This window comes from Mesorhizobium sp. M7A.F.Ca.US.002.01.1.1, assembly GCF_004022955.1.
GTDB classification, from domain to species: Bacteria; Pseudomonadota; Alphaproteobacteria; order Rhizobiales; family Rhizobiaceae; genus Mesorhizobium; species Mesorhizobium ciceri.
Genome location: NZ_RZQE01000165.1, coordinates 1 through 11,504 on the forward strand (window position 1 = coordinate 1; position 11,504 = coordinate 11,504).

At 61.4% G+C, this 11,504-nt stretch carries 13 protein-coding genes; 7 read left to right on the plus strand and 6 right to left on the minus strand.

Annotated features, from left to right (window positions below; all coding sequences use genetic code 11):
• Positions 1-85: 85 nt before the first annotated feature.
• Together EN932_RS17435 and EN932_RS17440 are read left to right on the plus strand one after the other, a co-directional pair.
• Positions 86-526, plus strand: a complete 441-nt coding sequence (locus tag EN932_RS17435; protein ID WP_013532666.1) for a cytochrome c — start codon at positions 86-88, stop codon at positions 524-526.
• A gap of 9 nt (positions 527-535) precedes the next feature.
• On the plus strand, positions 536-1,483 hold the full coding sequence (locus tag EN932_RS17440) for a cytochrome c (protein WP_127368563.1): 948 nt from the start codon (positions 536-538) through the stop codon (positions 1,481-1,483).
• A 1-nt stretch (position 1,484) separates the two neighbouring features.
• On the opposite strand, the gene EN932_RS17445 is transcribed toward EN932_RS17440, so the two are convergent.
• From EN932_RS17445 to EN932_RS17455, 3 genes are all read right to left on the minus strand, one after another.
• On the minus strand, positions 1,485-1,892 hold the full coding sequence (locus EN932_RS17445) for an SET domain-containing protein-lysine N-methyltransferase (RefSeq protein ID WP_013532664.1): 408 nt from the start codon (positions 1,890-1,892) through the stop codon (positions 1,485-1,487).
• A 156-nt stretch (positions 1,893-2,048) separates the two neighbouring features.
• Entirely contained in the window at positions 2,049-2,675 is a 627-nt protein-coding gene (locus tag EN932_RS17450) for a LysE family translocator (RefSeq protein WP_024505543.1), read from the minus strand.
• Positions 2,672-4,795: a S9 family peptidase gene (locus tag EN932_RS17455; protein WP_127385259.1), complete on the minus strand. Its 2,124-nt coding sequence runs from the start codon at positions 4,793-4,795 to the stop codon at positions 2,672-2,674. The genes EN932_RS17450 and EN932_RS17455 overlap by 4 nt, the downstream gene beginning before the upstream one ends.
• Before the next feature lie 160 nt (positions 4,796-4,955).
• Between EN932_RS17455 and EN932_RS17460 the strand changes: the two genes are divergently transcribed.
• On the plus strand, positions 4,956-5,327 hold the full coding sequence (locus tag EN932_RS17460) for an SH3 domain-containing protein (RefSeq protein WP_164745941.1): 372 nt from the start codon (positions 4,956-4,958) through the stop codon (positions 5,325-5,327).
• A 444-nt stretch (positions 5,328-5,771) separates the two neighbouring features.
• Entirely contained in the window at positions 5,772-6,197 is a 426-nt protein-coding gene (locus EN932_RS17465) for a MucR family transcriptional regulator (protein WP_013532660.1), read from the plus strand.
• Positions 6,198-6,289: 92 nt separating this feature from the next.
• Here EN932_RS17465 and EN932_RS17470 read toward each other — a convergent pair whose 3' ends face one another.
• Positions 6,290-6,718: a SufE family protein gene (locus EN932_RS17470; RefSeq protein WP_027162984.1), complete on the minus strand. Its 429-nt coding sequence runs from the start codon at positions 6,716-6,718 to the stop codon at positions 6,290-6,292.
• Positions 6,719-6,818: 100 nt separating this feature from the next.
• On the minus strand, positions 6,819-7,172 hold the full coding sequence (locus tag EN932_RS17475; protein ID WP_013532658.1) for a DUF5330 domain-containing protein: 354 nt from the start codon (positions 7,170-7,172) through the stop codon (positions 6,819-6,821).
• Between the two features lie 535 nt (positions 7,173-7,707).
• Between EN932_RS17475 and EN932_RS17480 the strand changes: the two genes are divergently transcribed.
• The 3 genes from EN932_RS17480 to EN932_RS17490 all read left to right on the plus strand — a co-directional run bounded on the left by EN932_RS17480 (position 7,708) and on the right by EN932_RS17490 (position 10,630).
• Positions 7,708-9,441, plus strand: a complete 1,734-nt coding sequence (locus tag EN932_RS17480) for an ATP-binding protein (RefSeq protein WP_128368944.1) — start codon at positions 7,708-7,710, stop codon at positions 9,439-9,441.
• The gene (locus EN932_RS17485; protein ID WP_127385258.1) at positions 9,416-10,213 is read left to right on the plus strand and encodes a peptidoglycan-binding protein; all 798 of its coding nucleotides are present in this window, start codon (positions 9,416-9,418) and stop codon (positions 10,211-10,213) included. Before EN932_RS17480 ends, EN932_RS17485 begins: the two co-directional genes overlap by 26 nt.
• A gap of 69 nt (positions 10,214-10,282) precedes the next feature.
• A complete protein-coding gene (locus EN932_RS17490; RefSeq protein ID WP_013532655.1) occupies positions 10,283-10,630 on the plus strand; it encodes a DUF1491 family protein in 348 nt (115 codons plus the stop codon).
• Here EN932_RS17490 and EN932_RS17495 read toward each other — a convergent pair.
• A partial coding sequence (locus tag EN932_RS17495; RefSeq protein ID WP_128368945.1) for a hypothetical protein occupies positions 10,608-11,504 on the minus strand: 897 nt, incomplete at its 5' end. The genes EN932_RS17490 and EN932_RS17495 overlap by 23 nt on opposite strands.

Genomic DNA, 11,504 nt, shown 5'->3' on the forward strand with positions numbered 1-11,504 from the left:
AAAATCATCAGGGGGAAGGGAATTTTCCCTCTGTAGCATCCGTTGACGTCCTGTCCCGAAATGCCTTCATCATGGAGCCAATTGAATGAGAAAGCTTGTTATCGCCATCTCTATGCTCGCACTCGCGGCTTCGGCGGCCTTTGCCGACCCGATCCTCGACCGGCAGGCACTGATGAAGGAACGTGGAAAGATCGTCGGCGGCCTGTCGAAAGTGGTCAAGGGCGAGGAGCCGTTTGATGCCGCCGCGGTGCTGACGGCGCTGCAGGCGCTGCATGCGAATGCCGAGAAAGTCGACGTAGACGCGCTGTTTCCGGCGGGCAGCGACACGGGCGGCGATACCACTGCGTCGCCGAAGATCTGGGAAGACATGGCCGGCTTCAAGGCCACCAACGCCAAATATGTCGCCGACGTCAAGGCAGCGGCCGCTGCCGCTCCTGCCGACGTCGATGCGTTGAAGGCGCAATTCGGCGCCATCGGCTCCGATTGCGGCACCTGCCACCAGACCTACCGGGTGAAAAAAGGCTGATAGCGGGCGATGCCCTGGCTAAAGAAACTCGTCGGCGCCATCGTCATCCTCGGCGGCGTCGGCGCGGTTGCCGGGTGGGCCGGGTCGGCGCCGGTGAGGCTCGACAGGGAGACCCTGGCCAAGCTCGGTCCTGGCGACGCAGCCAGGGGCAAGCGCATTTTTTATGCCGGCGGTTGTACATCCTGCCATGCAAAGCCGGGCTCACAGGGCGATGCGCGGCTTCAACTCGTGGGCGGTCTCGAGCTCAAGACGCCGTTCGGAACCTTCGTGCCGCCCAACATTTCGCAAGACGCCAAGGACGGCATCGGCGCATGGTCGGTCGAGGACCTCGCCAATGCCATGCTGAAGGGCGTGTCGCCTTCGGGCCGACACTTCTATCCGGCGTTTCCCTATGCGTCCTACGCGCGCATGAATCCGGCCGACATTGGCGATCTCTATGCCTTTCTCAAGACGCTGCCGGCCGTCGCCGGCAAGGCGCCTGCAAATTCGCTCGGTTTTCCCTTCAACATTCGTCGCGGCATTGGCCTGTGGAAATTGCTCTATCTTAGCGACCAGCCGGTCGTTCCATTTCCCGCTGGCACGCCCGATCCGGTCATGGCCGGCCGCTATCTGGTCGAGGGGCCGGGCCATTGCGGCGAATGCCATACGCCGCGCGACCTTGCAGGTGGTACGAAAAAGAACGTGTGGCTGGCCGGTGCGGTGGCTGCCGAAGGCAGCGGCGTCGTGCCGAACATCACATCGGGCGAGGGCGGTATAGGCGATTGGTCGGAAGCCGACATCGTCAACTACCTCGAAACCGGCTTCACGCCCGATTTTGATTCCGTCGGCGGCGCCATGGTCGACGTGCAGCGAAACATGGCCGAGTTGGCGCCGCAGGACCGTGCTGCCATCGCCGCCTATCTCAAGGCGATACCCGCGCATCCAAACGGCTATCCGGCCCGCAAGAGGGCGAACTAGTCTAGATCGAGTCTGCGGATGACAGGTGGCGGTCACCGAGAAAATCGAAGCCCGTTTCGAAGAAATGGTTGTAGTTGCAGGTCAACTCTTCGCCAGGCGCGATGTCGCGCAGCGCAAAACTCTCCTCGGGTGAGGAGACGTCGCAATTAGGCTCGTCGGCATGGTTCATGTAGCGCGCGTCGTCGGCTTCGAAGACGATGTAGTTCGGATCGCGGCGGTCAGGATAGGAGTAGCGGTCGAGATAGCTCTTCACCGGGCCGGCCGCCCGCTCATAAGTCTCGACCTCGATGAGCCGATCGAACCTTGGGTCTAACTTCCAGATCAGAGTACCGCGAGGAATGTGGTTCTTGGCAAAGACGCCGATTCCCTGGATGGGTGATTTGTCGAGATAGACGTCGACGAGCAGCATAATGAACCTTTACGCGATTGGAGGCTGTCAGGCCGGAAAAGCCGCGCACTGGGTAGCGCGCGGTCGTCGCAATTGCGAGTGAAAATGAGCGACGGGAGCTTCAAAAAGTCCTGACACCCAGCCCTCTGGCAAGGGTGCATCGATCATCGTCCAGAGTCAGCGTTGCTGCAGCGCCAGACGGACGCCCAGAGCGCAGTAGATGCCGCCGACAACTTTGCCCTGCAATCGTAACACCGACGGATTTCGGCGCAGGAACGTGCCGAGCCGGCCAGCGCTCACGGCAAAGACGACCGTGCTGAAAAGGCCCAGTATGACGAAGATGACCCCCAACGCGGTCATCTGAAGCATCACCGATCCGTTTTCAGGCCGCACGAACTGAGGCAGAAAAGCGAGGAAGAACAGAGCGGTCTTGGGGTTGAGCACTTCGGTCAGGACAGCCTGTCGAAACGCCTTGCCGGCGGAGATCGCGAGCGCACCGGCCGCCGGGTTGGCCGGTGTTTTCTCGATGATCGCGCGAATGCCGAGATAAACCAGGTAGGCCGCGCCGATGTACTTGATGACGCTGAACAGCGTCGCCGACGCGGCGATGATCGCCGAGATGCCGATCATGGCCATGACGGTATGAAAGACGTCGCCGGCAGCGATCCCGGCGCCCGTCGCGATCCCGACCTTGGTTCCGGAACTCGTTGCCCGGGCGATCGTCAGCAGGGTGGCGGGGCCTGGAATGAAGACGAAGCCGAGCACGACCGCGATGTAGGCGATCAGGGTGGTCAGGTCGATCATTGGTTGGTTGCTCCCGTAAGCTGCGCCTTGCCCATCACTTTCAGCGCGAAGGAATAGGTGTAGGCGATCTCTTCCAGCCGCGAAAACCGGCCGGAAGCGCCTGCATGACCGGAATCCATGTTGATCTTGAACAGAACCGGATTGTCTCCGCTCTTGCGGTCGCGCAGCCGGGCCACCCATTTGGCCGGTTCCCAATAGGTGACGCGCGGATCGGTGAGACCGGCCAGCGCCAGGATCGGCGGATAGTCGTGATCAGAGACATTGTCGTAGGGCGAATAGGCAGCGATCGTCCGATAGTCGTCGGCGGACGCGATCGGGTTGCCCCATTCGGGCCATTCCGGCGGCGTCAGTGGCAGGGTCGCATCGAGCATGGTGGTGAGCACATCGACGAAGGGAACCTCGGCGACGATGCCGCCAAAACAATCCGGCGCCATGTTGGCGACGGCACCCATCAGCATGCCGCCGGCCGAACCGCCTTGCGCGACGATACGGTCATGCGCCGTGTAACGCTCCGTGACCAGATGGCGCGCGACGGCGATGAAATCGGTGAACGTGTTCATCTTGTTCTCCCGCTTGCCGTCATCGTACCAGCCATAGCCCTTGTCCTTGCCGCCGCGAACGTGAGCAATGGCGAAGACAAAGCCGCGGTCGACCAGCGAGAACCAGTTGGTGTTGAAGGCGGCCGGCACGGTGATGCCATAGGAGCCGTAGCCGTAAAGCAGGCAAGGTGCGGATCCGTCCAGCGGCGTGTCGCGATGATGCAAAAGCGAGATCGGCACCAGTTCGCCATCGCTGGCCGGCGCCATCAGCCGCCGCGTGACATAATGGTCCGCATCATGGCCGGACGGCACTTCCTGGGTCTTCAGCAGCACCCGCTCGCGGGTGCGCATGTTATAGTCGAACACCTGCGCGGGCGTCGTCATCGACGAGTAGGAAAAGCGCATGATCTCGGTGTCGTACTCATAGGAACCCGACAGGCCGAGCGAGAAGGCCTCCTCGTCGAGGGACAGAAGATGCTCCTCGCCGCTGATACGGTCGCGCACCACAATGCGCGGCAGGCCTTCCTTGCGTTCGAGCCGGACCATGTGGTCCCTGAAGCCGATCACCGACAGGATCAGCCGGCCGGGCTCGTGCGGCACCAGTTCCTGCCAGTTGGCGCGCACGGGATCGCTCGCCGGCGCCGTCATGATCTTGAAGTCCTTGGCGCCGTCGGCATTGGTCAGGATGAAGAAGATATCGCCGCCTTCTTCCAGCTCGTATTGAAGGCCAACCTCGCGCGGCGACACCAGTTTCGGTTCGGCAAACGGATCGTCGGCGCGCATCAGGCGGTATTCCGAAGTCTCGTGATCGTTGATGCCGATCATGATCCATTCGTTGTTGCGGGTGCCGTCGACATTCATGAAGAAGCCGGGATCGGTTTCCTCATAGATCAACCGGTCGCTGTCCGGGCTGTCGCCCAGCGCATGGAACAGTACCTTGGACGGGCGATGGTTGGGATCGAGACGCGTGTAGAAGAAGCCGTCATTGCCTGCGTTCCAGACGCCTGAACCGCCGGTGTCGGGGATCTGGTCGGCAAGCTCTTTGCCATCGGCAAGGTCACGCACGCGAAGCGTGTAGAATTCGGAGCCCTTGTCGTCGAATGCCCATAGCAGCTTGGCGTGGTCGGCCGAATGGTCGACACCGCCAAGACGGAAATAGGCCTTGCCCGCGGCCTCCGCGTCGCCATCGAGCAGGATATGCTCGGCGCCGCCGTCGCGCGACATGCGGAAATAGCGCGGCTGCTCGCCACCAAGTTTAAAGGACGAGCCGTAGGCATAGGGCCCATCCTTCATCGGCACGGAAGAATCGTCTTCCTTGATACGGCCCTTCATCTCCTTGAAAAGCTGCTTTTGCAGTTCGACCGTGTCGGCCATCAGCTTCGACTGGTAGGCATTCTCCGCCTCGAGTTCTGCGCGGATCCCCGCATCGAGCAATGACGGGTCGCGGAACATCTCCTGCCAGTTATCGGCCCGTAGCCAGGCATAGTCGTCGGTTCGCGTGATGCCGTGATGCGTGTCGGAAACCGGCCGCTTCTCGGGCGTTGGCGGGCTGACGATCGGAAATATGGATGTCTTGGTCATTGCGTCTCGCTTTGCCAGTATCTTCAATGGGCCAGTATCTTGAAGGGCCATCTCGAATGGAGAAATATCTTGAATGGCAAATGAACACGCCGATCAGGGCAGGTTCAAGAGCCGGAGCGTATGGGTTGTGTCGGCTCCAGGAGATGAGCCGGGAGGAGAGATGATGACTATTTGGTCTCGGACTGCTGCGGCTTTCGCCGTTGCTTCGCTAACTCTGGGCTTTGCCGGCCAGTCTCATGCGACCGTATTCGCGGCTTGGCAAGTGGCCAATGTCCCGTTCGGCGACACGCTCAATGTACGCAAATACCCTTCGGGCACATCCCAAAAGCAGGCGGGATATCCGAACGGCACCGTTCTGCAGATGACCGGGCGATGCACCGGCGGAATAAACCTGCTCGACATCGCCAACCAGCCGGCATGGAAGCAGGCACAAAAGATTCGCTATCGCTGGTGCGAAGTCTGGCATGATCCGGTCCAGAACGGCAATTTCGTCACCGGCTGGGCCTATGGCAAATACATCATCCCGCATTGATTGACGCGGCAGCAATCAGCCGATCGGTCGGATGACTGGCATGTCGCCTGATTGCTCGTATATGACCACGGCAACCTGTGGTTTTGTGGACAAATGCGAACAACCAATATTTCTCGAGCGATAGCCAAGCAAGATCAAACATTAAAACCCGTTTCGTGAGTTGCCACGAATGTAACGGCGATCTGACGTTGCGTCAGCCGCCGCCGACGGGAACGCGAAATATCGATAAATTACACAATGCACGAAAGATTGAAGCTGATCGCGGAACATTTGATCAATATCGTTCAATATAGCGCGAGGGGCGAATTGACTTACTTGGTCTGCACGCTCATTGATGTGCCCGCGACACGAATCGTAGAAACTCTACCTGCACAAAATTCGTGCGATGCCCTGCTTGTAAAAAAGGGCGCAGATCGATGTAACTCTTGTTGGGGACCGAAGACCATGGATATTGTCGAAACACCTTCCAGAAACAGCGATGCGCTGATCGAATTGACCGCCGATGTGGTGGCCGCCTATGTCAGCAACAATCCCGTGCCGGTCGGCGAACTGCCGAACCTGATATCCGATGTCCATGCCGCACTCGGGCGTGTGGGCGGAACCGCCGAACAGCCGCCTGCCGACAAGCAGAAGCCGGCGGTCAACCCGAAGCGGTCGGTTCATGACGACTACATCGTCTGCCTTGAAGACGGCAAGAAGTTCAAGTCGCTGAAGCGCCACCTGATGACCCACTATGACCTGACGCCGGACCAGTATCGCGAAAAGTGGAACCTCGACCCGACCTATCCGATGGTTGCACCCAACTATGCAGCTGCCCGGTCCCAACTCGCCAAGAAGATGGGTCTCGGCCGCAAGCGCAAAGCGCGGTAATTGCTGCCAGCCAGATCGGATCGACATCAACGGCGCCTTCGGGCGCCGTTTGATTTTTGCGAGCCGCGACGCGCGGATCGGGTCGGGAAGCGTCAGGCGGTCTGCTTGAGCGCTGCCTCGGCGTCGCGCTTGATGCGCTTGACCATCGAGCGAAGGCCGTTGGCGCGCTGCGGCGACAGATGTTCGTCGAGGCCGAGTTCTTTCAATGTCGCTTCCGCATCGGTCTTCTGGATTTCGCTGGCGGTCCTGCCGGAAAACAGCGCCAGCATGATCGCGACCAGCCCACGCACGATATGAGCGTCCGAATCGCCGGTGAAGGTGATGACAGGATCGGCTCCAGCTCCGCGTTCAGTGGTCAGCCAGACTTGGCTGACGCATCCCGGCACCTTGTTGGCGGGGCTGCGCTGCTCGTCCGGAAACGGCGGCAACGCCTCGCCGAGTTCGATGACATAGCGATAGCGGTCTTCCCATTCCTCGAGGAACGAGAAGTCGTCGCGGATCGTCTGGATCGTCGTGGTCATGTCTGGGATATAGTCACGCGGCGGCTCCGCGTCACGGAAAAAACAAGGACACCGCGGGCGTCGAGAGGGCAGACAGCCCGCGGTGCGCCGTCGAAACGGCTTAATTCTGAGGCGGCAGGTTGACGGTCTCGGGCAAGACGATTCCTTCGGGCACGCTGCCGGTCATCGTCGACGTGTCGGGGCCGGCGGCGGACTTGTCGTCCATCATCGCTGCCGCGATCTTGGCGGTCTCTTTGGCGCGGGCGGTAATGGTGTGCATCGCCGACTTGCCGGTCTCGCAGACATCGGGTTTGCGTTCGCAAATGCCGGCGATATCGCCAACCGCTTCGCGTGCCGCAAACAAGGCCTGGATCGGTCCGACGCTTTCATGCCCCGCTTCATCGGGGCCGACACTCAATGGCAGCGCCAGCAGCACCAGCGAAAACCAGAAAGCCATTCTTATGAGGAAGACCATGCCCTTGCCCTCTCGTCGTGACCGGATCATGCATCCATATGGCATGACCTCTTTTGTAGGCAGGATTTTGGCACACAGGCGCAAAGGACGGCTTGCGGGCAAAGAGAGAATTTTCCTCAAATTTTAGGCAAATTCGAAACGAACCGTTCTGCAATCGATTTGTCTCAAATCCGAGTAATTTTCCTTAACAACAAATAACCATATATCCCCATGATTTCCCTGCGTTTTTCTTGAAATAGGGACGTCCAGGTGCCGAGTGCGCCCGGCCGATGGGTGCCGTCGGCGGATAACTCTCCGTTTACTATGGCTGCATTTGTCCGTGCTTTCGGCCGCCGGCATCCCGATATTTGCCGCAGGCCGGGCCCTGGTCGGCCCTGCCTTATCCATTCCTTAAACGCTGGATGCGAGTTTCAAAGCCAACCAGAACCATCTGCATAGCAGAGCTGTCCACGACAAGTGCGAGTGCGTTGAGTTGAGTTCAATCAAGGCCAGATACGTTGAATTGCCTGGCGCGATTTCGGCCGGTTGCGAACGTATGGTCCATCCGTCCATCCTTGGGCGGAGCGACCGCGAGCGCCAGCGCCGCTTTATCGGCGTCATGCTCGCCGCTCCTTTCTTTGTCGCCGGTGCCGCGGTCACGCTGGTTACTTCAGGCATGGGCGTCGCCGTCACCATGGCCGCCATTTTCGCCGCCTTTGGCCTGTGCTGGTTCGTCGCCTTGCTGGTGGCGGCGACCGGCAAGATGGCGATAGCGAGTTGGGTCGCCCTGGTGCTGGCCGGCATTTCTCTCGGCAGTCTCATTGCCGCCGCGGGCGGGCTGAGTTCGCCTGTCGCCATGCTTGTCGTGGCGCTGCCTTTTGAAGCCTGGTGGATCGGCGCTTCGCGGCGCGCGGCACTGTGGGGAGCCGTGTCGGCCGCTGTAGCCATCTTGGCTCAGCCTTTGGCTGGAACCGTATTCCCGTTCGCAGGAGCGCAGATCGCGGCGTGGCACTGGTTGGTGCCGTTGGCCTGGACGCTCACACTGATCCCGCGCGCATCGGCATTTCAAAACACGGCCGATGCGGCTGATGTGCTCGACACTGCCGACCGGCTCGAAGACACCATCGATGCGGTGGTCTTGCGCGTCGCCCGTCATGGCGAGGTCCTGGACGCGTCGCCAAAAGCGCGCACGCTTTTGAAACTGCCGCCCGAACTGCTGTCCGGAAACGGCCTCTTCGATCGCGTCCATCTGTCGGATCGCGTTTCCTATCTCAGCGCAATGGCCGACATGCGCGACGGCGCACTGTCGCGCCGGCTCGAATTGCGCATCCGGCTGCCTCAGAATGGCAATGGCCTGACGGCCGACAATTACCGGCCGTTCTCGCTTGATCTCGTGCGTGGTGAGGAACAGGGTGATGTCTTTACGTTCGTCCTGAGGCAGAATGACGAGATCGCCCGGTTGCGCGAGGATCTGGCGGCAGCCAATGAGGCGGCCGCGTCCGCCGAGGTGGCGAAGGGACGCTTCCTGGCGGTGGTCAGCCACGAACTGCGCACGCCGTTAAATGCCATTATCGGCTTCTCGGATATGCTGCTGCATGAGATGTTCGGCGCCTTCAAGGATCCGCGCCAGAAAGAATATGTCGGCTTGGTACGGGATTCGGGCCAGCATCTGCTCGCCGTCGTAACCTCGATACTCGACGTGTCCAGGATTGAATCGGGCGTCTATGCGACCGAACCCGAGCCTTTCCGGTTCGCGGAAGCGGTCGACATGTGCCAGTCGATGATGCAACTGCAGGCGCATGCCAAGAACATCGATCTGCAGGCGCAGATCGCGCCGGACGCCGGCGACATCAATGCCGATCAGCGCGCCGTGCAGCAGATGCTCATCAACCTGGTCTCCAACGCGATCAAGTTCACTCCCGACGGCGGCGACGTCGTCGTCGGCGCCAAGCGGATCGGTTCGCGCCTGCATTTCTGGGTCAGGGACACCGGCATCGGCATCGCCGAGGAGGATTTCGCCAATCTCGGCAAGCCCTTCATGCAGATCCAGAACGACTATACGCGCCGTTTCGAGGGGACTGGTCTTGGCCTTTCACTGGTCAAGGGCCTGGTGGCGCTGCACGAGGGCACGATGTCCATCGAAAGCATGCCAGGCGAGGGCACCACGGTGACCATCAGCCTGCCGGTGAACGGACCGAAGGGACATCAGGCGGAGAAAGCCGGCGTGCTGACCATGCCTGTGGCGATGGCGAAAGGGGACAGAGATGGCTCGCTCCGGAAAACCGGCTAAGGCGGTCAAGCGCCGCAGCAATGCCTTTCAGGACGGCGCTGTCGCCGTCGGCGGCATGATCTCGCGCAATCCTGTCCTGGTGGGCGGCTCGACGGCGTTCCTGGTGACGCTGTTCTATGTCTCCGCAAATGCCTTGTGGTACCAACCTTTCCCGCATGCCGGCGCATTTTTTGCGACCCGCAGCATTGCGGGCTTTCCGCACGCGACGCCCGACGAACCGGAGACGACATTCAACATCGTGCGGCCATCCGGCGCGCCGGCACCGATCAAGGGCGATCCGGTGGTCGAGCAGGTGCAAGGCATATTGAAGGATCTCGATTTCTATTCCGGGACGGTCGACGGCATTTCCGGACCCAACACCCGCAAGGCCATCCAGGACTATCAGCAGAAGGTCGGGCTCAGTGCGTCCGGCGAGATCGACGCGCTTCTGCTCGATCAACTGGGCGCGACGCCGAAGACAGCTTCCGTCGTGCCCAGGCCGCAGCCGCGCCCGGATATGCCGGCCGCCGTTCCGGTGTCTTTGCAGACAGGTTCGGGACAGACAAATTCCGGGCAGGCGGATGCCGCGACGCAAGCGCCCGATGCCCGCATCGTCAAGATCCAGGCCGGGCTCAAGGCGTTCGGCAATGACGACATGCAGCTGGATGGTGTCGTCGGCGCGCGCACGAAGGCGGCGATCAAGGAATTCCAGTCGCTGTTCGGGCTGCCGCAGACCGGCGAGCCCGATGAGATCGTCTACGTCAAGATGCGCGAGATCGGCCTGACCAACTGACGGCCGAAACGACGGCTCGCCGAGCGGCGGAAATATCGATAGAGAACCGGCAGTTTCGGGAGCTCTCTCATGCGCGTCACATCGGATCTGTGGGTTTCGGCCCTGTTGCGCCGGATTTTCGGCGCCGGTGGATTTGCCGCCGTGGTCAAGCGTGGCGCGACCGAGGCCGGCGCTGTGTTCGTGCTGGCGCGGGGCAGGCTGGGTGAGGTTGCCCTGTTCGGGCCGGCGCCGCAGACAAGCTATGATTCGGCCAAGCCCGACGACCGGTTTTTCACTCTGCTCGGAGCTGGTGACGATCCCGCGGTGCTCGAAGCCAGGCTGGAACGGGAGAAAAAATTCGATCCCGACATCTGGGTGGTCGAAATCGAGGCCGGTGCCGTGCCCGTCGAGGAGCTTATTTCCGTGAAGACGCCCTGAGGCCGGACGAAGCCGCCGCATCGTCGCTGTTCGAAGCGGTGCGTGTATCGCTGTTGGCAGGTGCTGCGCCGCGAACCACCCTTGAAAGGATTTCCGCTCTCCACGACCGCATCTTGTCCTGGGCCGCCTCGCGATGCAGCAGCCGGTAGCGGTCGAGGAAAGTCCGGATAGCCTGCGGGTGCGGGAACTGGCTGGGATAGACGGCAACCGTGACCAGGAAGGCCCTGTCTTCGCTGAGGTCGAGCGAGCGCAAGGCGACAAGCAGCGAGGCATAATTCTGGTTGGCGGTGAGCGATCGCGCGATCTCGAAATCGATGTCGAGTGCATCGGCGAGAGCGGTCTGGAAGAACGCGGCGTTTCCCGTCAGCGCTGTCTCGCGCAATTTCATATAGGTGTCGGCGCCCTTGAAAGGGTCGGCGGTCCTCGCTGTCTTCTCGTCGCCGGTGCGCATCATCGAGCGCAGCCTGCGCCGTGCATTCTCGGCCGCGATGCCGAGTGTCTGTTCCCGGGCTGGCTCGCCGGAGGCGGTATCCGCGCTCGCTGGCGCGATCTTGTCTGCCGCGGCGGCGTTCGCATCCGGGTCCGGCGCGCGCACCAGGGTTGGCCTCTCGAGGGCCCTGATCAGGTCAGCAATGGTCGAGTTCAAGCCCTTGCGGCGCGCGATGGCACGCGCATGCGGCAGGCCATGCCGCCCGATCAGGGCGATGAGATCGATGTCGCTGACGGCGCGTGAGCGGATGAGCAGCGGCGCGGCAATGTCGACCGGTTCCTCGCAAAGACGGCGCACCAGGGCGGCGGGTGCGTATTCGCATTCGGAAAGGGCGGCTGCCACGTAACGGCGGGATTCGACGGACACGTCATTGAACAGCGGCAG